The 24936-nt window shown below is 67.8% G+C and carries 11 protein-coding genes; 4 read left to right on the top strand and 7 right to left on the bottom strand.

Annotation, left to right across the window (positions count from 1 at the left end; all coding sequences use genetic code 11):
* Positions 1 to 19: 19 nt before the first annotated feature.
* The 3 genes from ACFWX1_RS18370 to ACFWX1_RS18360 all read right to left on the bottom strand — a co-directional run bounded on the left by ACFWX1_RS18370 (position 20) and on the right by ACFWX1_RS18360 (position 5169).
* A complete protein-coding gene (locus ACFWX1_RS18370; protein WP_378388718.1) occupies positions 20 to 1429 on the bottom strand; it encodes a hypothetical protein in 1410 nt (469 codons plus the stop codon).
* A 236-nt stretch (positions 1430 to 1665) separates the two neighbouring features.
* Positions 1666 to 3081 carry an alpha/beta fold hydrolase gene (locus ACFWX1_RS18365; RefSeq protein WP_378388716.1) on the bottom strand — a complete coding sequence of 472 codons (1416 nt, stop codon included), beginning with the start codon at positions 3079 to 3081 and terminating at the stop codon, positions 1666 to 1668.
* Positions 3082 to 3216: 135 nt separating this feature from the next.
* A complete protein-coding gene (locus tag ACFWX1_RS18360; RefSeq protein ID WP_378388714.1) occupies positions 3217 to 5169 on the bottom strand; it encodes a GntR family transcriptional regulator in 1953 nt (650 codons plus the stop codon).
* Between the two features lie 118 nt (positions 5170 to 5287).
* Between ACFWX1_RS18360 and fxsT the strand changes: the two genes are divergently transcribed.
* The gene (fxsT, locus tag ACFWX1_RS18355; RefSeq protein ID WP_378388712.1) at positions 5288 to 7966 is read left to right on the top strand and encodes an FxSxx-COOH system tetratricopeptide repeat protein; all 2679 of its coding nucleotides are present in this window, start codon (positions 5288 to 5290) and stop codon (positions 7964 to 7966) included.
* A 39-nt stretch (positions 7967 to 8005) separates the two neighbouring features.
* On the opposite strand, the gene ACFWX1_RS18350 is transcribed toward fxsT, so the two are convergent.
* From ACFWX1_RS18350 to ACFWX1_RS18335, 4 genes are all read right to left on the bottom strand, one after another.
* Positions 8006 to 9391, bottom strand: coding sequence for a serine hydrolase domain-containing protein (locus ACFWX1_RS18350; RefSeq protein WP_378388710.1), 1386 nt, complete (start codon positions 9389 to 9391; stop codon positions 8006 to 8008).
* 25 nt (positions 9392 to 9416) lie between these two features.
* Positions 9417 to 10799, bottom strand: a complete 1383-nt coding sequence (locus ACFWX1_RS18345) for a serine hydrolase domain-containing protein (RefSeq protein ID WP_378388708.1) — start codon at positions 10797 to 10799, stop codon at positions 9417 to 9419.
* A gap of 29 nt (positions 10800 to 10828) precedes the next feature.
* Positions 10829 to 12334: an MFS transporter gene (locus ACFWX1_RS18340; RefSeq protein WP_378388706.1), complete on the bottom strand. Its 1506-nt coding sequence runs from the start codon at positions 12332 to 12334 to the stop codon at positions 10829 to 10831.
* 97 nt (positions 12335 to 12431) lie between these two features.
* Positions 12432 to 12821: a VOC family protein gene (locus ACFWX1_RS18335; protein ID WP_378388704.1), complete on the bottom strand. Its 390-nt coding sequence runs from the start codon at positions 12819 to 12821 to the stop codon at positions 12432 to 12434.
* A gap of 87 nt (positions 12822 to 12908) precedes the next feature.
* On the opposite strand from ACFWX1_RS18335, the gene ACFWX1_RS18330 reads away from it, so the two are divergent.
* The 3 genes from ACFWX1_RS18330 to ACFWX1_RS18320 all read left to right on the top strand — a co-directional run bounded on the left by ACFWX1_RS18330 (position 12909) and on the right by ACFWX1_RS18320 (position 24914).
* On the top strand, positions 12909 to 13805 hold the full coding sequence (locus ACFWX1_RS18330) for a LysR family transcriptional regulator (protein ID WP_378388702.1): 897 nt from the start codon (positions 12909 to 12911) through the stop codon (positions 13803 to 13805).
* Positions 13806 to 13843: 38 nt separating this feature from the next.
* Positions 13844 to 14563, top strand: a complete 720-nt coding sequence (locus tag ACFWX1_RS18325; protein WP_378388700.1) for a TetR/AcrR family transcriptional regulator — start codon at positions 13844 to 13846, stop codon at positions 14561 to 14563.
* Positions 14564 to 15005: 442 nt separating this feature from the next.
* Positions 15006 to 24914, top strand: coding sequence for a GEVED domain-containing protein (locus tag ACFWX1_RS18320; RefSeq protein WP_378388698.1), 9909 nt, complete (start codon positions 15006 to 15008; stop codon positions 24912 to 24914).
* The last annotated feature ends 22 nt before the right edge of the window (positions 24915 to 24936 follow it).

The raw sequence follows: 24936 nt of genomic DNA, 5'->3' as shown, positions 1-24936 counted from the left end.
CGGACGGCTCGTCCTCACATCACTCGCTCTTGTGATGACTGTTCGGCATGTCGTGGACGTCGCGCTGCCACCGCCGCAGTGAGTTGCCGGGCATCCCGGCCTGGCGGAGGATGTCGACCCGGTTCTGCCCGCTGAGCCACAGGAGAAAGGAACGGTCGACCACGTTCAGCCGCCGGGCTCCGAAATCGTAGTCGAGGACTATGGGGCTGATTTCGAGGTGGTGCATCTGGAATTCCGAGATTTCGGGCAGCTCGCGGATCAGATCACGGAGGTTCGGATCCACCGGGGCGCCGAATGTGCCGATGAACTCGGCGATCTCGGCCACGCTCAGCCCGCCTTCGAGACGGGCGATGTCACAGGCGAGCACGGTGTATATCGTCCACCGGTAGATGTTCGTCAGTACCGTGGTCGGGCCGGCGGAGAAGCTGTCGATGAAGCTCTCGGCCCTGCTCGCCTGGTCCTGGACTATGCCGTCGATGAGCTTCTTCGCGTGTTCGAGCGAGCCTACGACGGCTCCCTCGTGGGCGTCACTGATCACTCCTTGTTCGATGCATGCTTGGTAACAGGCTTGCTGCACGACCCACACGCTGTCGAGGCAGCTGTCGAGGATATGGTTCTTGAAATCGTGATCGAAGGAAATCCCGATCAGCTCTTCGCCCGACGAAACCACTCTGTCGAGCTCGTCTCTTGACCACTTGTCGGCGTTCACGGTCGAGATCCGGCCGCCGAGGTCGCCGTTGTACCGCAAGAGCTTGTTGTCGTCGAGCCAGACGCCGATGAGGACGAACCGGTGGTCCGAGTAGTCAAAATAGCCCTTGAGGGATCGGGAAAAAGAATGTTGGACCTTGCTGGGCAGGTAATGGAAGTCTTCGAGGACGATCAACGTCCTGGTCTTGACCGAGTCGAGGGCGTCGATCATGTCGTTGATGTCCTCGAGGTCGAGTTCCAACGGCTCCGACGTGACCGACTGGCTCTGCCCGTGCTCGACCTCCCGGCCGACCGAGCCGGAGATCTCCTTGCCCAGTACCGGGATCTTGGTGTCCAGACGCGCGGTCACCCGGTGCTTGCCGGACACGGTGACGGACTGGGATTTTTCGACTTTGTAACCCACGGCCTTGAGAATCGCCGCGTTCAGTTCCGTGACAGTCCTGATCTCGATGCACGCCACCACGGCGTGTGCCCGGTTCTTGATGTTCCACTTCCGCAGGCACGTCTTCCCCTGCTTGGAGGAACCGTGGATGACGATGTGGTGGTTCTGCTCGAGCGCGAGAAACAGCTTGTTGTCGACCTTGTCGCGCTCGACATAGTTCAGGGGTAGATCGCGGGAAACGCCAAAGACCTCGTTCACCCGCGTGATTGTGGGTAATTTCCTTGGCAGTGGAGGGAAGTCGCGAATCAATCTCGGCGGGTTCTTCAGGAAATCCGGCACGTGCCCTCCCGTTCGCGACAGGCGAGTGAGCATAGCGCCTTGCGACGTAGCGGGTTTCGGTGCCCGAAATGGTAGCGGCCGCTACGCCGGGTGCAGCAATTCTCTGGTGCGAACGGCAGGTGCCGGCGAGCTGGGTGGGGCGGCGATGGTCCGGGACGGAGGCACTGCTGGTCGGCTGTCGAGGACAGACTTGTGTGCTGCGACGGCATCCGCTCACGAACTCGGCTGGTGAGGCACTAGGCCGCCGGGGGGACCGGAGCACCTGGGCAGCTGGCGCTGGAGGTTTTGCCGGTATCGAGGAACTCGACCGCTTTCGAGGCGCACGGCAGGACTGACAGTGAGCCGTGCATGTCGTCCTCGACGGTGAGGAGCGAGCCGCCGATGTGGGCGCGCATGTCGTGGGCCCACGGTAGCGGCGTGACCGACTCGTAGGCGTGCCCCACGAGCTGCAGTGGGCTCTTACCCGGCTTGAAGTGCCACGTGGTGACGGGCAGCGGCCAGCCGGCGCAGTGGCCGTCGTAGGAGCCGTGGCTGCCGGCGACCGGGAGTTCGGCGGACAGCGCGAGGTGGTTGCGCCACTGCGTTTCGAAGTCGCGGGTGCCGCTCGATTCGTTGCAGATCAACGCGTTCTGCTGGTCCAGGTTGAACGCCGGGTTCGGATCGTGCCAGTCGAAGCCGGGGCGGGCGGGCACGGCCGCACCGGGCACCTTGCCGCCGGAGCGGAGCTTCACCAGCTGCTGGGCCGAGTCCGGCCATTTGTGGCGGGCGCCGAGGAGCAGGCCGTCGACCGTGTTCCGGTCGGGGGCCTTCGCCCGCAGGTCCAGCAGGGCATTGGTGGCCGTCTCTTTCGTGGCACCGAAGTGGTAGACGCGGTCGTTGCCTGCCAGCCAGCCGGCGAAGTCATGGAACGAGTTCTCCCGCGCCGCCATCTGGTCGTGGTCGACCGCGGTGAGGTCGAAAGTGGACGGCACGACCGAGTCGAGCAGCATCGCGGCGACGTGGTCGTCGAACAGGGTGCGGTATTCGGCGCCCAGCGCGGTGCCCCAGGAAATCCCGTAGTAGCCGATCTTTTCCTCGCCGAGCGCCTGCCGGATCCGGTCCATGTCGCGGGCTACGTTCGCGGTGGTCAGATTCGCCGTGAACTCCGGGTCCCTCGCCACGCAGTCCTGGTAGTGCCGGGCGTCGCGTTCGGACTGGAAGCGGGCTTTTTCCTTGTCGGACAGGGAAGGATCCGGCGCAGTGCTGTCCTGCGGGCAGGACAGCCCGGCGCTGTAGCCGACTCCGCGCGGGGAGAAGCCGATGATGTCGTGGTGCACGCCGAGTCCCGCGGTCTTCGAGTCCAGCAGTCTCCGCGGCATGTCCATGCCGTACGCGCCGGGGCCGCCCGGGTTGGCCAGGATGACCCCGTCCCGGCTGCCGGTGGCCTTGATCCGGCTCACCGCCAGCTCGAATGTGCGCCCGTCCGGTTTCGCGTAGTCGACCGGCACCGTGATCATGGCGCATTCGGTGCGCTGGTCCTCCGCGGGCCAGCCGTCCGCGATGGTCCGGCACGGCTGCCAGGACAGGCCGTCCGCCGCCGTCGCTGTTCCCGGCAACAGCGGTACGAGCAGCAGCCCGGCAAGTGCCGCTCCGGCGAGTTTCTTGATCGACATGCGGCTCATGGTGGCAGCCCGCCGGGTACGGGCCCATCGGCCGATCGGCCACCCCAGAGCGGCGATCGGCCGAGAACGTCTTGGTCGAGGACAGTGGGGTCGGCATCCGGCTCGGCGACCCGCAGGGTCCGGAGCTCAACGCGCGGGTAGCTGGAATGTCCGCTGGATTGTGTCGAGATAGTACTTCCCGTCACGCACGTTGGGTTCGATGATGCCGCCCTCGTGCCATTCGTTCCACGCGTACATCGTCAGGTAGTTGTCGATCGGGCTCGCCGGCTGGCTCTTCATGCTGTTCAGCGTCATCGTCATGGCCGCCGGGAACTGGGCCTTGGCGTCGTCCTTGAAGTACCGGACGTCCTGCTTGGCCTCCCAGAAGCCGGTGCGGGGCGCCTCGTCGAAGCCGCTCATGCCGCAGCGCAGCATCGGCTTGCCTTTGGTGTCCACGTTCGAGAAGTACGAGGGCGCGTTCCGCACGTACTGGCTGTAGCTGCCCGCTTGGATGTATTGGCCGATGTTCAGGCAGCCGAAGGCGTCGCCGTTCACCTGGAACGCGGTCGCGTGCTCGCTGTGGTTGACGATGTAGGCGTCCTTGCCGGTCTTCGCCCTGATCTTCTGCTTCAGCAGGCCGATGAACGCGTTCTGGTCGGCCGCGCTGCCGTTCCCGATCCCGCCGCCGTCTTCGATGAAGACGATCGGGCGGTCCTCCTGCGTCGTCAGGTAGTTGGCTTTGGTCAGGTAGCCCGAGTAGTTCTCGGCCGCGGCGTCGAACTGCGCCGGGGGCAGCATGAGGTGCTGTGGGTCGTCCTTCGCGTAGGGGATGACGATGCTCAGCATGAACTGCAGGCGGTTCGTATTGGCGGCCTGCAGGAAGGTCTTCAGTGCGACGTCGCCGGTCGCGGTGCCCTTCTGGTTGTTCCAGTAGTCGTAGAACGAGAAGAAGCTGAGACCGGCGCCTGCCGCCTGGTCGATCTGGGCTTCGAGCGTGGCGGTCCTGCTGTCGTCGTAGTAGCCGATGGACGGTTTCAGGTGACTCCAGTCGTCCGGCCAGCCCTGGGTGTTCTGCGCGACGGGGCCCCACGGGCTGTCCGGGTCGCCGTGGAAGTCGCGCACTCCGCCCCACGGGTCGGGGAAGCGGCCGAACGCGTTCTTGACCGCCTGGAGGAACAGGTCGTCCGGGTTGGCCGCGTCGTAGGCGCCGAAGTAGTACGCACCGACCTGGTAGTACTCGGGCAGCACGTAGCCGACCGGGCCGTCGAGCGTGTAACCGGCCGGCTGACTATAGGCGAGCCGCCAGCCTTTGCCGTTGGTGTAGCGGTTGAGCTGCTTCGCGCCGTTCACCGGCGAGGTGTACACGTACCCGGTGCGGCCTTCGAGCGTGAAGCCGTGCGAGGTCAGGTAGTCGATCTCGCCCTGGTCGGTGCTGATGATCCAGTTGCCGGTCGCCGTCTGCTTGAGACGATAGATCGGCTTGGTCGACTCCCCGGAGTTCGCGAAGACATACCCGAGCGGCCGCGGCGAGGGCATCTTCATGCCGAAGCTCTTCTGTGCCGAGACGACTTCGCCCCAGTTCGCGCTGTAGAGGTACTTCTGGCCCGGCTGGTCGTACAGCTCGCGCAGTGGAAGCGGTTTCAGCTGGTTCACCGGCGTGGCGGCGGACGCGGCCGGAGCGGCCACAATGGACAGTGCGAATACGGCGACGACCGCGGCGATGACGCGCAGTGGCATGATCCCTCCCCTGATCGAGATCAGGTTAGCAAGCAGACGCGGATCAGGGGAGAATCCCGGTCCGCGCTCGTAGACGCCTTCGTAGCTCGACAGGTCGAGATCCACTGTCGGACCGGTGACGTCCGCGACGACGATGCCGCGGTTCATCCGGTAACGGACCAGGCCCTCGCTTTCGAGGGTCCGCGCGGCCTCGCGGAGGGTACTGCGGGAGACCCCGAGCTCGGCGGCGACGGTGGCTTCGCGCAGCGGCGTGCCTGGCGGCAGCCGGCCGGACAAGATGGCTTGCCGGACGGCTTCGGCGGCCTGCTCGGTGGTGCTCTGCCGCTGAATGCTCGCACCGAGGCCGGTGATCGGGTTCGTCACGGTCACCTGGTGCGCGTAGCGGGTGGAGCTGCTGGGGTCCTTCGGGGGCGGCTGCTCCTTTCAGGTTGCTGTCATTTGCTGCGCTGAACGGCCGAACCATCACTGGGATGATTGGCACGTGACTCAGGGGCCCGAGCTTCCTGCGGGGAACGTGCGCAATGTCGTGCGTGCCGCGTCGGGGGGCGTGGTGCAGGTCGGCACGGTCGCGGGTGGGGTGCACCTGCACGTGCCGTCCAGGCCGGTGGTCGCGTTGCCCTATCGGGCCGGGATCGCTCCGCCGCGCGCGGTGGCGTTTCAGGATCGGGTGGGTTCGCGGCTGCTGGCGCAGACGCTGGATCGTGGTGGGGCGGCGGTGCTGAGCTCCGGTGGGCCGGTGCGGGCGGGGGTGGTGTCGGGGCTGGGCGGGGTGGGTAAGACCCAGCTCGCGGTGGACTACGCCGAGCAGCTGTGGGCGGCGGGTGAGGTCGATGTGTGGGTGTGGGTGACGGCGGGGTCGCGGGAGGCGATCGTGTCCAGCTACGCCCGCCTGGCGATCGACCTGACCGGCATCGTGGACCACGACCCCGAACACGGTGCGCAGCGGTTGCTGGAACGGCTGGCCACGACGCCGGTGCGGTGGTTGGTGGTCCTCGACGACCTGCAGTCCCCCGAGGATCTGCGGGGATTGTGGCCGCCGGCCACGGCGACCGGCCGGGTAGTGGTCACCACCCGGCGTCATGACGCCGCGCTGCGGGGCCCGGGACGCCAGGTGATCGAGATCGGGGTGTTCACCCCGGACGAAGCCCACGGCTACCTGCGCGGCGCGCTGGCAGGCCGGCCGCGTTCGCCCGACGGCACCGACGATCGTGGTGAGCTCGAGGAAGTGGCGCGGGAGCTGGGGTTTCTGCCGTTGGCGTTGGCCCAGGCGGCGGCGTACATGCTGGACCGGAACCTGACGTGTGCGGCGTACCGGAGGCGGCTGGCCGACCGTCGGCGCCGGTTGGCGTCGCTGTTGCCCGAGGGCGCGGGCCTGCCGGACGAGTACCGGGCGACGGCGGCGGTGACCTGGTCGTTGTCGGTCGAGCAGGCCAACCGGCTCGCCCCGGCCGGGCTGGCGCGTTCGTTGCTGGCGGTGGCCAGTGTGCTGGACGCCAACGGCATCCCGCTGGAAGTGTTCGCCGCACCGGCGGTGCTGGGGTTGCTCACCGCGGCGGCGGGCAGGGAGGTTTCCGGGGAAGAAGCGGTGGATGGGCTGGGGTGCTTACAGCGGCTGAGCCTGGTCACGCTGGACCCGCAGTCCTCGGTGCGGGCGGTACGGGTGCACGCCTTGGTGCAGCGCGCTACCCGCGACAGCCTGTCCCCGGATCGGCTGGCGGTGGTGGTTCGTGCGGGGGCGGACGCGCTGCTGGGGGTGTGGCCGGAGATCGAACGCGACGTCGCCGTGGGGCAGGTGCTGCGCGCCAACACCGACGCGGTGGCCGAGGCCGGTGGCCGGTACGTGTGGGAACCCGAGACCCACCCGCTGTTGTTTCGCGCCGGGCACAGCCTGGGAGAAAGCGGCGGGGCCGCCCAGGCGCGCGACTACTTCCACCGGCTGCACACCACAGCGACCGAACGACTGGGCCCCGAGCACCCCGACGCGCTGCTCACCCGCACCAACTTCGCCCGATGGCGTGCACACGCCGGGGACCTCGCCGGAGCGGTGGCCGTGTTCGAGGAGCTGGTCGCCGACTATCTGCGCGTGCTGGGGCCCGATCACCCCGACACCCTGCTCGCCCGCGACTATCTCGCCACCTGGCGCGGACGTGCCGGGGATCCCATCGAAGCGCTGGCCGCCTTGGAGGAATTGGTCGCCGACGAGATCCGGGTACTGGGACCCGAGCATCCCGACACCCTGCTCTCCCGCCACTACCTCGCCACCTGGCGCGGACGCGCCGGGGACCCCGCCGGCGCGGCGGCCGCGTTCGAGGAGCTGCTCGCCGACGAGATCCGGGTGTCGGGGCCCGAGCACCCTGACACTCTGCTCACCCGCCACTACCTCGCCCGATGGCGTGGACATGCCGGGGATCCCGCCGGGGCGCTGGCCGCGTTCGAGGAGCTGCTCACCGATTACCTGCGGGTGCTGGGCCCCGAGCACCCCAATACCTTGACCACGCGCCACTATCTCGCTTACTGGCGTGGACATGCCGGGGATCCCGCCGGGGCGCTGGCCGCGTTCGAGGAACTGGTCACCGATTACCTGCGGGTGCTGGGCCCCGAGCACCCCAATACCTTGACCACCCGCCATCACCTCGCCACCTGGCGGGGGAAGGCCGGGGACCCGGCCGGCGCGGTGTCCGCGTTCGAGGAGTTGCTCGCCGACGAGATCCGGGTGCTGGGACCCGAGCACCCGGACACCCTGCTCGCTCGCGCGAACCTCGCCACCTGGCGGGGGAAGGCCGGGGACCCCGCCGGCGCGGTGTCCGCGTTCGAGGAGTTGCTCGCCGACGAGATCCGGGTGCTGGGACCCGAGCGCCCCGACACCCTGTTCACCCGCGCCAACCTCGCCCGATGGCGTGGACACACGGGAAACCCCGCTGGAGCGGTGGCCGGCTTGGCGGAGTTGCTCACCGACTACCTGCGGGTGCTGGGGCCCGAGCACCCCGACACCGTGACCACTCGCCACTATCTCGCCTACTGGCGCGGACGCGCGGGGGACCCCACCGGCGCGGCCGCTGCCGAGGAACTGCCCACCGACGAGGTGCGGGCGTCGGGGCCCGACCACCCCGATACCCGGCGCACCCGCGCCAACTGGCACGAACGGCCGCCGTCCGCCTGACAATGCCGCACTGTTTCGCGATGCCGGACGACGTGCCGGTCACGCGATCTTCGGTGCGGCCCGCAGGCCGATGTAACAGCAGCCGGTGCCGTCCGGCAGGGTGCCGAACACCACCGGCATGTACGCCTCGGTCGGGCTGTTGCGCCCGGCGAACACGTTTTCCGCCACGGGCTCGAGCTCCATCTTCAGTGCGGGGGCGAGTCCGGCCATGCCGTCGACGAAGTCGTAGACCATGAACGGCTTCCCGTTCCGCTCGCTGACGGTGATGGCCACGCCCTCTCGCCGGTAGGTGCCGACGAACCGGGCAAGGTCCACGTCGACCGGCTCCGTGGCTGGCGCGAACTCCACCGGCATCCTGGCCCCGGCGAGTTCCGAGAGCAGGTCGCGGAACAACGCGGCGTAGACCCCGCGAGAATGCGTCCACGGGTTGTCGCCGCCGTTGCAGAGCAGCGCGATGACGACCCCGGCCTCCGGCGCGATCCGCAGATAGCCGTGCTGGCCGACGGTGGCGCCGTCGTGCCCGTAGCCGAACACGCCGGTCCAGTCGTAGAGGGTCCAGCCGAGGCCCCAGGCGTCCGAGCTGACCGTCCATTTGTCCGGTACCTCGACCTCGCGGCGTTGCATGGCGGCGACGGTCTGCTCGGACAGCAGCCGGGTACCGTCCGGCGCGACTCCGCCGTCGAGGTGGAGTTTGCCGAGCCGCACGATGTCCGCGGCGCTCGCGCACAGGTAGGCGCCGCCGGGAGTGTGCGAACGCTGCAGCGGGTTCCAGGACGGCGCCGGTTCCGGGTAGGCCCCGGAAGGGCCGAGGTGGCTCATCGCGGCGCGGAAGCGCAGTGCCTCCTCGGGCAGCGTCACGGTGTGCTCCAGCCCGAGCGGGGCGATCAGCATCTCGCGCAGCGCCTCGTCGTAGGTCTTGCCGGTGAGTACCTCGATGATCCGGCCGAGCACGCTGTATCCGGAGGTGCTGTAGGAGGCCACCGTTCCCGGCGGCACGTCCTGCGCGATGTTCACGCAGGCCTCGACGAACCGGGCGAGGCAGTCGTCGCCACGGCCGGTTTCCGCGTGGAAGTCGCCGCTCATGCCGCTGGTGTGGCTGAGCAGCTGGCGGGTGGTGATCCGCTTCGTCGCCTCCGGGTCGGCGACCGCGAACTCCGGCAGGACGTTCACCACCGGGTCGTCCAGGTCGAGTCTGCCCTCGTCGGCCAATCGCATGATCAGCGTGGCGGTGTGGATCTTCGTGATGGAGCCGACCTGGAACACCGAGTCGGTGGTCACCTCGACGCCGGTGCCGCGGTGCAGCACACCGCTGGCCAGTTCGTGGATCTCGCCGTCCACGAGCACGGCGAGCGACGCGCCAGGCACGTGGTGTTCCGTGCGCAGCTCGTCGAGCCGGGCCTGCCAGCGGGCGGTGTCGAACGTCATCGTTTTCTCCTTTGTTTCCTGGATTTCAGCTGACTTTGGGGGTGGCGCGCATGCCGATGTAGACACAGGACGTGCCGTCGCGAAGGGTCGCGAACACGACCGGCATGTATCCGTCGCTGAACGAGGGACCGGCGCCGGTCCCCGCGAAGACCTTGTCGGTGACCGGAGTCAGATCGACGTCGAGCGGCGGGGACATGCCCGCCATGCCGTCGGCGAACTCGTAAAGCAGATGTGGTTGTCCGTCCTTTTCGGACACTGTGATCGCGGCGCCTTCCCGGCGGTAGCGACCGGCCAGTGGCGCGAAATCGACCACCGGCGGTGTGCTCGGCGGGCCGAACGGCTCCGGCATCCGCACCCCGGCCAGCTCGTCGAGCAGTTCCCGGAACAGGTCCGAATACAGCAGGCGCGCCCCGCCGCCGTTGGTGGTCAGCGCGATCGCCACCCCGCGATCGGGCACTACCCGCAGATAGGCGTACTGGCCGATGGCCGCGCCGTCGTGCCCGTAGCCGCGGATGCCGGACCAGTCGTAGAGGGTCCAGCCCAGCCCCCAGGCGTCCGAGCTGACCGTCCATTTGTCCGGTACCTCGACTTCGCGGTGTTGCATGGCGGCGACGGTCTGCTCGGACAGCAGCCGGGTGCCGTCCGGCGCGACACCGCCGTCGAGGTGGAAGCGGGCGAAGGCGGCCAGGTCGCCCGCACTGGCGATCACCCGGCCCGCCGGGCCGATCGCCCGGGACTGGAAATCCCACCGCGGGGCGGGATCCGGGTCCTGCCCCGGCTCGCCGAGGTGGCTCATGGCCGCCCGGAACCGCAGTGCGTCCTCGGGCAGCGTCATGGTGTGCTCGAGCCCGAGCGGGGTGAGCAGCCGCTCGGCCAGCGCCTGATCCCAGGTCTGCCCGGTGAGCACCTCGACGATCCTGGCGAGCAGGACGTACCCGCTGCCGCTGTAGGAGACCGCGGTCCCCGGCGGCACGTCCTGCCCGAGCGCCCGGCACGCCTCGGCGTACCGCGCGAGGCAGTCGTCACCGCGGCCGGTGTCCTCGTGGAAGTCACCACTGATTCCGCTGGTGTGGCTGAGCAACTGCCGCACCGTCACCGTCTTGGTGGCCTCGGCGTCCGCGACCGCGAAGCCGGGAAGCACGTCGATCACGCGGGTGTCGAGATCGAGCTCGCCGGCGTCGGCGAGCTGCATCACCTGGGTCGCGGTGTAGATCTTGGCGATCGAGCCGAGCTGGTACACCGAGTCGGTGGTCGCTTCGACGCCGGTGCCGCGGTGCAGCACACCGCCGGCCAGTTCGTGGATCTCGCCGTCGACGAGCACGGCGAGCGAGGCGCCGGGCACGTGGTGTTTCGCGCGCAGGGTGTCGAGCCGGGCCTGCCAGTGGACGGCGTCGAACGGGGTACTCATGGTTTCGTGCTCCTCGATGCTCGAGCGGTTCACGCGGCCACCCCGGCCGCCTCGGGTTCCTGGGGCGTTCGGTCCGCGGGTGCCGCCTTGTGGTTGCGCAGCACCAGGAAGGCGAGCACGGCCGCGGCCGCGACGCCGCACCCGCTGACCACGAAGGTGGTGGAGACGGCGGAGGTGAACGCCGATCGCGCGGCGTCACCGAGGCCCGGCACGGCCAGCGCGTCCGCCATCGACCGCTTCGCCGATTCCGGAGCCGAGGCGGGCATGGCCGAGCCGAACCCGCTGGAAAGGACGCTGCCGAGGATCGCGACGCCGAGCGCGGCACCCATCTGCTGGATGGTGTCGTTGAGCGCCGACCCGACTCCGGCATGGTCCTTGGGCACCGCGCTCATCAGCGAGGAGATCGCCGAAGGCATGGCGAGCCCGCCGCCGATGCCGAGCAGGGCGAGACCGACCGCGAGGGTCGTGAAGCCCTGGCCGTCCGAGACCGTGGACAGGACACCGAACGAGGCCGCCATGACGAGCAGGCCGGTGGTGGCCAGCGTCCGGTTGCCGAGCCTCTGCCCGAGTGCCGCGCCTGCCGTGTTCGCGAGCAGTGAGGCCACCGCCATCGGGATGAACGCGAGGCCTGCCTGGGTCGAGGTATAGCCGAGCACGAACTGCAGGTACTGGGCGAGCACCAGCAGCAGGCCGCCGTTGCCGATCTGCACCAGGGTGAGGGAGAGGCTGCCGCCGGAGAAGTCGCGGTTCCGGAACAACCCGAGCGGCACCAGCGGATGCGCCACCCGCAGCTCCCAGAGCACGAACCCGGTGAGGCCGAGCACCGCGACCGCGAGCGCGGTCAGCGTGACCGGGTGCCCGAGCCCGGCCCTCGGCAGTTCGATGATGGTGGCGACCAGCGCGGTCATGCCGGCGAACGAGAGCACCGCGCCGAGCGGATCGGGCTTGCGCCACGGCCCCTGGGACTCCGGCATCAGCAGCAGCGCGGCGATGATCGCGAGTCCCGCGATCGGCACGTTGATCAGGAAGACCGCGCCCCACCAGAACCACGCGATCAGCGCGCCGCCGAGCACCGGGCCGCCGACGAGGCCGATCATCGCGACCGCGCTCCACACGGACATCGCCTTGCGGCGTTCGGTGTCGTCGAACACGGTGATCAGGATGGACAGCGTGCTCGGCATGATCAGGGCGCCGCCGATGCCCATCACCACCCGCGCGGCGATCAGCTCGACCGGGCCGGCGGCGAAGGTCGCGACCAGCGAGGCCGCGCCGAACAGCGCGAGCCCGACGATCATGATCTTCCTGCGGCCGAACCGGTCGCCGAGTCCGCCGGAGGTCAGCAGCAGGCCGGCGAAAACCAGGATGTACGAGTCGAGGATCCACTGGGTCTCCTGCGCACTGGTGCCGAGATCCTCGGCGAGCGGCGCGAGCGCCACGGTGAGAACCATGTTGTCGACCACCAGCACCAGCGTGCTCAGGCAGAGCACGACCAGGATCAGCCAGCGGCGTGGATGACGTTCGCCGGTTCCGTCCACAAGAGATTCCTTTCGCGGTACGATACAGCGTGCGCGTGTAGCGCACACTGTACGCATGAGGGGGTTCGATGGTGCGAGGAAGGCCGGGTGAGGGCGGTCAGCCCGAGGGTGGATCCCATTCGGTGAGCTGGACGACCACGCCGTTCGGGTCGGCGAGCCGTACCGTCCACTCACCCCACGGCGTGCGCCGCAACGGGCCGAGCAGGTTCGCGCCTTCCCGGCGGAGCCGGTCGTGCTCGGCGGCGATGCCCGTGACGCTGAACGACACCAGCACGTCCGCGAGCGGATCGCGGGCCGGGTCCGCGGGCGCCACGGATTCCGGGTCGCGTTCGCGCAGCACGATGTCCGCCGCGCCGTCGTCCCGGGTCAGCAGCACCGCGTCCTCGGTCCGGACGTCCTCCCGGAAACCGAGGTGCGTGGTGAAGAACTCGGCGGACGCCGAGACGTCGCCGACCCGCAGCGACACCGAGGAAGCAATGACGATCACGACATCAGCATCACCGCCGGCCGGCGGCGGATCAACGGCGGAATCCGCAACGCGCGTTAACCGCCAGGTTCACGGTCGGGAGTAGCGGTGGAACTCCGGGACATCGAGATCTTCCTGACCCTGGCCGAGGAACTGCATTTCGGCCGTACCGCGCAGCGCCTGCACGTCTCGGTGGCCAGGGTCAGCCAGGCGATCAAGAAGCAGGAACGGGGCGTCGGCGCGGAACTGTTCGAACGCACTAGCCGCACCGTGCGGCTCACCCCCGTCGGCGAGCAACTGCGTGCCGATCTCACGCCGGTGTTCCGGGGACTGCGCGAGAGCGTGGAGCGTGCCCGGATGGCTGCGCAGGGCAAGACCGGGGCGCTCCGGGTCGGCATGATCGGCGCCAACGCCTACGATCTTCGCCCGTTCTGGGAGTCGTTCCGCCGCCGGTACCCGCAGTGGGGACTGAAGATCAGGGCCAGCCCGTTCATCGACCCGTTCGCCGCGCTGCGCCGGAGCGAGATCGACGTGCTGGTGTCCTGGCTGCCGGTCGAGGAGCCGGACCTCACCGTGGGGCCGGTGATCTTCACCGAGCACCAGGTACTGCTGGTCTCGCCGGAGCACCGGCTGGCCGTCCGGGACTCGGTGTCGCTCGAAACGCTCGGCGACCACGGCGTGATGGACACGAAAGACGACGAGGGGCCGGAGTACTGGAAGGACGGTTTTTCGCCGTACTACACCGAAAGCGGGCGCCGGATCGAGCGGGTCGGCCCGCTGATCGACAGTATGGATACCATCTTCACCGCGGTCAGCACCGGCGAGGTGGTCCACAATCTCGGTGCGCACTGGGCGCGTTACAACGGCAGGCCGGACATTCTGTACCTGCCGATCGACGACTTCGCCGGGCTGCGGTGGGCGCTGATCTGGCGTAGCGACGCGGAGACCGAGGCGATCCGGGGGCTCGCCGCCGTGGTACGGGAGATGGGCACGCTCACTCTGTAGCGTAAGGCTTACGCGAAACGGCGAAAGGAGTCCGGGTGGTGGCACGCGCGCGTCGAGTCTCCTCGGTCTGGACCCGGGAGAGCAAGGACGAGCCGCCCGCGTTGAGTCCGGGCCAGATCGTCACCGAAGCGATCCGGCTGCTCGACGAGGAAGGTCTCGAAGCGCTGAGCATGCGGCGCCTCGGCGCCCGGCTGAATGCCGGCGCCACCTCGCTGTACCGGCACGTGAGCAACCGCAACGAGCTGATCGAGCTGATCGTCGACGAGGTCTACCAGGAGATCGAGGTCCCGGAGCCGGACACCCCGGAGGACTGGCGCGCTTCGGTGGCGGTGTGCGCGCACAGCATGCGATCGATGATCCTGCGGCACCCGTGGATCGCCCCGCTGCTCGGCATGACCGGGCTCTCCTATCTCGGGCCGAACGTGCTGCGGCTGAACGAACGCATGCAGCAGCGGTTCGAGGCCGTGGGGTTCGAGCCGCGCGAGGCGGCCCATGCGATCAGCGCGCTGGTCTCCTACGTCATCGGGATGGGGGTCAGCGAGGCCGCGTGGCTGACCCTGGTCGCCCGCACCGGCGAGACCGAAAGCGCGGTGCACGCGAGCTTGCGGCCCGCCATCGAGCGGGCGGTCCGGACCCATCTCGACGAGCCCGCGCGGTTTCTCGGCTCGCAGGTCCGCGATCCGAAACGGAACCGCGACGAGAAGTTCGAGTACGGGCTGGACCGGCTGCTGGACGGCTTCGCCGCACGACTCGGCTGAGCACGTTCAGCCGATGTTCCGGCCGGGGAAGATTTGTGCCGCGGGCAAGACCGGAGCCGGCCTATTTCGGTCAGGTGCGGACAAGGGCGTCGGCGTCCACAATTTCGAGGCCGAGGCGCCGAATGCGGTGTGGTTGTGGTGGTGATTGCAGGAGCGCCGCCTTCGCGGGACGCGGTCACCGGATCGGGTTACTGTGTCCGCGTGCTGACGCGCTCGCCTTCCCCATGACGACTTGGCGGCTCGGAAGAAAACAATCGAACGATGATCGTGCGGTGTTAACAATACTCGCGATTGCTTGATCAAACCGTGACCAGGTTAACTCGTGCGGGTGACGTCGATGGTGGTTCGAATGGCCGTCATCTGTGCTGTTTTGTTAGGTTTTCCCCATTTCTCGCAGGTTACGGGCCTTCGGCACGTGGTGAGTCGGATAGGGGAACTCCTGATGAGTGTCAGGCCTGGGCACCGGTTTGTCGTGGCCCTCGTCGCGTTGCTGCTGGGACTGTCCAATTTGGCCATCCTCGCCGGCGTGGCCGCGCCGCCCGCCGACGCTTATCAGACGCACCCGGACGGTTCGTGGTTCGGTAACACCGGCACGAACACCTCGGCGTCCTCGACCTTGCCTTCGGGTCTTCAGGCCACCGTCGCGGTGCAGAGCAACCTGCAGATCTCCCGGCTCTCCAACAACCGCGCGGACAGCAAGGGCACGGTTCCCGGGATGTACACCCCGGCGATCCCGGGCAGCACCCCGTTCGCCGTGCTGAACACCCGGCCGGATCTCCAGGGCTGCTACGACACGACGCTGTGCCCGAACATGGCCACGCTCACGGTGTCGTTCAACCGTCCGGTGCGGAACCCCGTGCTGCACCTGACCGGCATCGGCGCGTTCTATGGCAACGGCAAGAGCCAGGTCCGGCACACGCTCACCGGGTCGAGCCCCGCCGGGGCCTCGCTGAGTCTCTCCTCGGGCACCAACCTCCAGGTCTCCGGCGGCAGGACCATCGAGGTCGCCAACAAGAACAGCAACACCGTGTGCAGCAGCCCCGTGGCGGGCGGTTCGACCGCGGGGTGCGGCAGCGTCCAGGTCAACGGCACGGTCTCGTCGCTGACCTTCGCCATCGACCAGACCGGCAACGGCTGGGCCCAGATCACCGGCGACGAATACCTGTTCGGCGTGTCCGCGGACGAGAACTTCGGCGACGCCCCCGCGAGCTACGACGCGGGCGCCGCGGCCAGTCACATCGTGAGCGACCTGCGGCTCGGCCAGCGCGTGGATCCGAACAACACCGCCGTTCTCAACACCGGTCAGGTGTCCCCGAGCCCGAACGCGGTGGCTCCCGGCGCGGACATCACCTCGGCACACACGGACGGCGTCACGAAACCGCTGCCCCGGCTGACGGTGGCCGACGCCGGCAAGACCTACAGCGTCACCACCGCGTTGTCCGGGGCGTCCCAGCCAGGGCGGGTCTGCGGCTGGATCGACTTCAACCGCAACGGGGTGTTCGACAACCCGGGCGAGCGGGCCTGTGCCGACTTCGCGGCGGGCGCCACGTCGGCCACACTGAACTGGACGGTGCCGAGCAGTATCGTCCCGGGGTTCACGTACCTGCGGCTGCGGGCCGGTTACAACACCACGCAGGTGCAGAACCCGACCGGGCTGGCCGACAGCGGCGAGGTCGAGGACTACCGGCTGCCCATCGAGGCGGTCGTGTTCGAGAAGAAGGCGGACAAGCAGGTCGCGGGCCCGGGTGACAAGGTCACCTACACCGTCACCGCGACCAACAGCGGTCCGGTCACCGTCGGGGGCGTCCGGTTCCAGGACGACCTGACCAATGTGCTCGACGACGCCACCTTCAACAACGACCAGCGCGCCACGGCGGGCACCGCGAGCTACACGCAGCCGACGCTGAGCTGGGTGGGCGACCTGGCGCCGGGCCAGACGGTGACCGTGACCTACTCGGTGACGGTGAAGAACCCGGTTACCGGCGACCACCAGCTCGTCAACGGCATCAGGTCGAACACCGGCAACTGCGCCACGGTACCGGGAGACTCGAAGTGTTCGACGACGGTGAACGTCCCGGGTCTGGACATCGGCAAGACGGTGGACAAGCAGTCGGCCAACCCCGGCGACACCGTGAAGTACACGGTCACGGTCCGCAACACCGGCAAGACCGCGCTGACGAACGCGACCTTCACCGACGACCTGTCCAAGGTCATCGACGACGCGACGTTCAACGCCGGGAGCGTCACGGCGAGTGCGGGGTCGGCGGCCTACGCCGCGCCAAGGCTGACCTGGACCGGCAATCTCGGCGTGGGCGCGACCGCGACGATCACCTACACGGTGACCGTGCAGAACCCGGTGACCGGGGATTTCAAGCTGGTCAACGCGATCACCTCGAGCACCCCCGGCAGCAACTGCGCCGCGGGCTCGGCCGATCCGAAGTGCACCACGACCACCCCTGTCTCCGGGCTGAAGATCCAGAAGAAGGCCGACAAACCGGCCACGAACCCCGGCGACAAGGTCACGTACACGGTCACCGTGACCAACACCGGCCAGACGCCGCAGAACGGCGCGACGTTCACCGATGATCTGTCCAATGTGGTCGATGACGCCACGTACAACAACGACGCGGCCACCTCGCAGGGCACCACGTCCTACACCGCGCCGAAGCTGACCTGGACCGGGAATCTGCCCGTCGGCGGCACCGCCACGGTCACCTACAGCGTCACCGTGAAGAATCCGGTGACCGGGGACCACAAGCTGGTCAACGCGATCACGTCCACGACGCCCGGCAACAACTGCGTCGCGGGTTCGGCCGACCCGGCCTGCTCGACCACCACGCCGGTCGCGGGAATCCAGATCAGCAAGTCCGTCGACAAGACCGACGCGAAGCCGGGCGACATCGTCACCTACACCGTGACCGTGCGCAATACGGGCCAGACTCCGCAGAACGGCGCGACGTTCACCGACGATCTGTCCAAAGTGGTCGATGACGCGACGTTCGACACGGGCAGCGTCACCGCGAGCACGGGTTCGGCGAGCTACAGCGCGCCGAAGCTGACCTGGACCGGCGATCTGCCCGTGGGCGGCACCGCGACGGTGTCCTACTCGGTGAAGGTCGACAACCCCGATACCGGGGACCACAAGCTGGTCAACGCCGTCACCTCGACCACCCCCGGCAGCAACTGCGTCGCCGGGTCCACCGATCCGAAGTGCTCCACGACCACTCCGGTCTCCGGGCTGAAGATCGAGAAGAAGGCCGGCAAGCAGCAGGTCAACCCCGGCGAGAAGGTCACGTACACGGTCACGGTCACCAACACGGGCCAGACGCCGCAGAACGGTGCGACCTTCACCGACGATCTGTCCAATGTGGTCGATGACGCGACGTTCGGCAATGACGCGTCGGCGTCGGTGGGAACGACCACGTACGCGGCACCGAAACTGACGTGGACCGGTGACCTCCCGGTCGGGGCGTCGGCGACGATCACCTACAGCGTCACGGTGAAGAACCCCGTGACCGGGGACCACAAGCTGGTCAACGCGATCACGTCCACGACGCCCGGCAACAACTGCGTCGCGGGGTCGACCGACCCGGCCTGCTCGACCACCACCCCGGTCGCGGGTATCGAGTTCGGCAAAACCGCCGACAAGACCAGCGCGAATCCGGGCGACACGGTCCAGTACACGGTGACGGTCCGCAACACCGGCCAGACGCCGCTGACGGGCGCGACGTTCACCGACGACCTGTCGAAGGTGATCGACGACGCGACGTTCGACGCCGGCAGTGTTTCCGCGAGCACCGGCACCGCGTCCTACACCGCGCCGAAGCTCACCTGGGCCGGTGATCTCGGCGTGGGCGCGACTGCGACGATCACTTACCGCGTCACGGTGAACAATCCGGTGACCGGGGACCACAAGCTGGTCAACGCGATCACGTCCACGACGCCGGGAAGCAACTGCGCCACGGGTTCCACCGATCCGAAGTGCGCGACTTCCACGCCGGTCTCGGGCCTGCGGATCGCCAAGTCCGCCGACCGCGACCAGGTCGTGCCCGGCGACAAGGTCACCTACACGATCACGGTCACCAACACCGGCCAGACGCCGCAGAACGGCGCGACGTTCACCGACGACCTGAGCAGCGTCCTCGACGACGCGACCTACAACAACGACGCGTCGGCCACGATCGGTTCGCCGAGCTACGCGGCGCCGAGGCTGACGTGGACGGGTGATCTGCCGGTGGGGGCGTCCGCGACGGTGAAGTACAGCGTCACGGTCAAGAATCCGGACCCGGGGGACAAGAAGCTCAACAACGTCGTCACCTCGTCCACGCCCGGCAACAACTGCCCGCCCGGCTCCACCGACCCGTCGTGTTCCACCACGACCCCCGGCAAGGAGCTGACGGTCGCCAAGACCGCGGACAAGCAGGCCGCGAACCCCGGCGACAAGGTCACTTACACCGTGACGGTGACCAACACCGGCCAGGTCCCGCTCACGGGCGCGGACGCCGCCACATTCACCGACGACCTCACCGCGGTGATCGACGACGCGTCGTTCAACAACGACGCGTCGGCCACGGTCGGCTCGACGGCCTACGCGGCGCCGAAGCTGACGTGGACGGGTGATCTGGCGGTCGGCGCGTCCGCGACGGTGAAGTACAGCGTCACGGTCAAGAACCCGATCACCGGCGACCACCAGCTGCGCAACACGGTCAGCACCAGCGTGCCCGGCAACTGCGAGCCCGGCTCGACGGATCCGCAGTGCTCGACCACGACACCGCTGCCGGGCATGACGATCGAGAAGAAGTCCGACAAGCAAGCGGCCAACCCGGGCGACAAGGTCACGTACACGGTGACCGTGACCAACACGGGCAAGACCCCGCTGGCAGGGGCGACGTTCGCCGACGATCTGTCGCAGGTCGTGGATGACGCGAGGTTCAACAACGACGCGTCGGCCACGACCGGCTCGGCGACCTATGCCGCGCCGAAGCTGACGTGGACCGGTGATCTGGCGGTCGGGGCGTCGGCGACGATCACTTACAGCGTCACGGTGAATAATCCGGCGGCGGGTGACCACAAGCTGGCCAACGTCGTCACCTCGGACACGCCAGGAAACAACTGTCCGCCGGGTTCGACGGATCCGAAGTGCGGCACGACGACGCCGGTGTCGGGGATCGCGATCAGCAAGACCGCGAGCAAGACCGACGCGAAGCCGGGCGACACCGTGACGTACACGGTGACCGTGACCAACACCGGCCAGACGGCACTGACGCACGCGACGTTCACCGACGATCTGAGCAAGGTGCTGGACGACGCCGCCTACAACAACGACGCGTCGGCCGACATCGGCGCCGCGACCTACGCCGCGCCGAAGCTGACCTGGACCGGTGATCTGCCGGTGGGCGGGAAGGCGACCGTGACTTACAGCGTCACGGTGAACAACCCCGTCAAGGGCGATTTCGCGCTCGCCAACGTGGTCACCTCGGATACGCCAGGCAACAACTGCCCGCCGGGCTCGACGGATCCGAAGTGTGGGACGACGACGCCGATCGCGGGGCTGGACATCACCAAGACCTCGGACAAGCAGAATGCGAAGCCGGGGGACAAGGTCACGTACACCGTGACGGTGAAGAACACCGGTCAGACTGTCCAAAAGGGAGCGACTTTCGCCGACGATCTGTCGAAGGTGATCGACGACGCGTCGTTCAACAACGACGCGTCGGCCACGGTCGGCTCGGCGACCTACACCGCGCCGAAGCTGACGTGGACCGGTGACCTGGCGGCAGGCGCGTCGGCGACGATCACCTACAGCGTCACCGTCAACGACCCCGTCAAGGGTGACTTCAAGCTGGCCAACGCCGTCACGTCGGATACGCCGGGCGGGAACTGCCCGCCGGGTTCGACGGATCCGAAATGCGGGACCACGACTCCCATCGCCGGCCTGAGCATCGAGAAGAAGTCGAGTCCCACCACGGCCAAGCCGGGGGACAAGGTCACCTACACGGTGACCGTGCGGAACATCGGTCAGACTGTCCAAACGGGAGCGACGTTCACCGATGATCTGTCGAAGGTGATCGACGACGCGACGTACAACAACGACGCGGCGGCCACGGTCGGCACGACCGCTTACGCAGCACCGAAGTTGACGTGGACCGGTGATCTGCCGGTCGGGGCGACTGCGACGGTGACTTACAGCGTGACGGTGAATAACCCCGTCAAGGGCGATTTCAAGCTGGCCAACGTGGTCACGTCGGATACTCCGGGTGGGAACTGCCCGCCAGGGTCGACGGATCCGAAGTGCGGGACGACGACTCCCATCGCGGGTCTGGAGATCACGAAGGTCGCGGACAAGAAGGACGCGAAGCCGGGGGACAAGGTCACGTACACGGTGACCGTGAAGAACACGGGGCAGACCGTCCAAACGGGAGCGACGTTCACCGATGACCTGTCGAAGGTGATCGACGACGCGGCGTACAACAACGACGCGACGGCGACGATCGGTTCGCCGAGCTACGCGGCGCCGAAGCTGACGTGGGTGGGTGATCTGCCGGTCGGGGCGACCGCGACGGTGACTTACAGCGTGACGGTGAATAACCCCGTCAAGGGTGATTTCAAGCTCGCCAACGTGGTCACGTCGGATACTCCAGGTGGAAACTGTCCGCCGGGTTCGACGGATCCGAAGTGCGGGACGTCGACTCCCATCGCGGGTCTGGAGATCACAAAGGTCGCCGATAAGAAGGACGCGAAGCCGGGTGACAAGGTCACGTACACGGTGACCGTGAAGAACACCGGTCAGACCGTCCAAACGGGAGCGACGTTCACGGACGACCTGTCCAAGGTGATCGACGACGCTACGTTCAACAACGATCAGAACGCGTCGATCGGCAACGCGGCCTATGCGGCGCCCAGGCTGACGTGGACCGGTGACCTTCCCGTGGGCGCCATAGCGACGATCACCTACAGCGTCACGGTGAACAGCCCGGTGACGGGTGACCACAAGCTTGCGAACGTGGTTACCTCGGATACTCCGGGTGGGAACTGTCCGCCGGGATCGACCGACCCGAAGTGCGGGACGACGACGCCGATCGCGGGGCTGGAGATCACAAAGGTCGCGGACAAGACCAACGCGAAGCCGGGCGACAAGGTCACGTACACCGTGACCGTCCGCAACACGGGACAGACCGTCCAAACAGGAGCGACGTTCACCGACGATCTGTCGAAGGTCATCGACGACGCCACCTATAACAACGACCAGAACGCGTCCATCGGTGCCGCGACTTATGCGGCGCCGAAGTTGACCTGGACGGGCGATCTGCCGGTCGGCGCGACTGCGACGGTGACGTACAGCGTCACGGTGAACAATCCCGTCAAGGGTGACTTCAAGCTCGCCAACGTGGTCACGTCGGATACTCCGGGTGGGAACTGCCCGCCGGGTTCGACGGACCCGAAGTGCGGGACGACGACGCCGATCGCGGGCCTGGAGATCACAAAGGTCGCGGACAAGAAGGACGCGAATCCCGGTGACAAGGTCACCTACACCGTGACCGTGAAGAACACCGGCCAGACCGTCCAAACGGGAGCGACGTTCACCGACGACCTGTCGAAGGTTCTGGACGACGCGGCGTTCGACAATGACGCCGCGGCCACGATCGGCACCACCACCTATGCCGCGCCGAAACTGACCTGGACAGGCGATCTGCCGGTCGGCGCGACCGCGACCGTGACGTACAGCGTCACGGTGAACAATCCCGTCAAGGGTGACTTCAAGCTCGCCAACGCCGTTATTTCCGAAACCCCGGGCAACAACTGCCCGCCGGGTTCGACGGATCCGAAGTGCGGCACGACGACCCCGCTGTCCGGGATGGAGATCGCGAAGCAGGTCGACCGGCCGGATGCCAAACCGGGGGACAAGGTCACGTACACCGTGACCGTGCGCAACACGGGACAGACTGTCCAAACAGGAGCGACGTTCACCGACGATCTGTCGAAGGTGATCGACGATGCCGCGTTCGGCAACGACCAGAAGGCGTCGATCGGCTCGGTGAACTACGCCGCGCCGAGGCTGACGTGGGTGGGCGATCTGCCGGTCGGGGCGACCGCGACGATTACCTACAGCGTCACGGTGAACAACCCGGTGACCGGTGACCACAAGCTGACGAACGTGGTCACGTCGGATACGCCGGGTGGGAACTGTCCGCCGGGATCGACCGACCCCAAGTGCGGGACGACAACGCCGATCGCGGGTCTGGACATCGCAAAGGTCGCGGACAAGAAGGACGCGAAGCCGGGCGACAAGGTCACGTACACCGTGACCGTGCGCAACACGGGACAGACTGTCCAAACAGGAGCGACATTTACCGACGATCTGTCGAAGGTCATCGACGACGCCACCTATAACAACGACCAGAACGCGTCCATCGGTGCCGCGACTTATGTGGCGCCGAAGCTGACCTGGACGGGCGATCTCCCTGTCGGGGCGACCGCGACGATCACCTACAGCGTCACCGTGAACAATCCCGTCAAGGGTGACTTCAAGCTCGCCAACGTGGTCACGTCGGATACCCCGGGTAACAACTGTCCGCCGGGTTCGACGGACCCGAAGTGCGGGACGACGACGCCGCTGTCCGGGATGGAGATCACGAAGGTCGCGGACAAGAAGGACGCGAAACCGGGCGACAAGGTCACGTACACGGTGACGGTCAAGAACACCGGTCAGACCGTCCAAACGGGAGCGACCTTCACCGACGACCTGTCCAAGGTCATCGACGACGCGACGTACAACAACGACGCGGCGGCGACGGCGGGCACGACGACCTATGCGGTCCCCAAGCTCACGTGGGTGGGTGATCTGCCGGTCGGGGTGACCGCGACCGTGACCTACAGCGTCACCGTGAACAACCCCGTCAAGGGCGACCACAAGCTGGCCAACGTCATCACCTCGGATACGCCGGGCAACAACTGTCCGCCCGGTTCGACGGACCCGAAGTGTGGCACCACGACGCCGCTGCCCGGCCTGGCCCTCGCCAAGAAGGCCAGCGCCACCGAGGCCAAGCCGGGCGACAAGGTCACCTACACCATCACCGCGGCCAACACCGGCCAGACCGAACTCAAGGGCGCGACCTTCACCGACGACATGACCGGGGTCCTCGACGACGCCGCGTACAACAACAACGCCGCGGCCGACACCGGCACCACGAGCTACGCGGCGCCGAAGCTGACCTGGACCGGTGACCTTCCCGTCGGTGCCACGGCGACGATCACCTACACCGTCACCGTCGGCAACCCACCCACCGGCGACCTGAAGCTGGGCAACGTGGTCGGCTCGACGACCCCCGGCAACAACTGCCCGGTGCCCATGCCCGGCCGGGCCGACGCGGCGGACGTCGACCCGAACTGCTCGGCCACCGTCCTGGTGCCGCGCCTGGCGCTCTCGAAGAAGGCCGACAAGACCGACGCCAAGCCCGGTGACACCGTGACCTACACGGTCACCGTGGCCAACACCGGCCGGACCGACCTGAAGGGCGCGACCTTCACCGACGACCTGACCGGCGTGCTCGGCAACGCGACGTTCGGCGACGACGCCAAGGCCACCGCCGGCTCGGTGACCTACACGGCGCCGAAGCTGACCTGGACCGGCGACCTGCCCATCGGCGCGTCGGCCACGGTCACCTACAGCGTCAAGGTGAAAGCCGTCCCCAGCGGCGATTTCACCCTGCGCAACGCGGTCGGCTCGGACACCCCGGGCAGCACCTGCCCGCCGGGCTCGAAGGACCCGAAGTGCGGCACCACGACGCCGATCGCCGGTGTGGCCATCGCCAAGACCGTCAATACGAAGCAGGCCGCCGCGGGTGACGTCGTGACCTACCAGGTGACCGTCCGCAACACCGGCCGGATCGACCTGAAGGGCGCGACGTTCACCGACGATCTGACCGGGGTGCTGGGCGCCGCCGACTACACCAATGATGCGAAGGCCACCCTCGGTTCGGCGACCTACACGGCGCCGAAGCTGACCTGGACCGGCGACCTGCCCATCGGCGCGTCGGCCACGGTCACCTACAGCGTCAAGGTGAAGGCCCCGGTCGGCGCCGACCGGAACCTGCGCAACGCCGTGTCCTCCTCGACCCCCGGCAACAACTGCCCGGACGGTTCGGCCGATCCCCAGTGCCGGACCACGACGCCGCTCACCCCGGCGCCGCCCACTCCGCCCAGCCCGCCGGTCAATCCGCCGACACCGCCCAAGCCACCGCTGGCCTGGACCGGTGCGGTGATCATCCCGGTGGGAATCGCCGGACTCGCGTTGCTCGCGGTGGGCGGGCTGTTCCTGCTGATCTCCCGGCGCCGCAGGGGGCAGCGATGACCCGGCTCCCGAAAGGACCTGA

Source organism: Amycolatopsis sp. NPDC059021 (assembly GCF_042739895.1).
Lineage (GTDB): Bacteria > Actinomycetota > Actinomycetes > Mycobacteriales > Pseudonocardiaceae > Amycolatopsis.
This window is presented reverse-complemented; position numbering and strand designations above follow the sequence as displayed.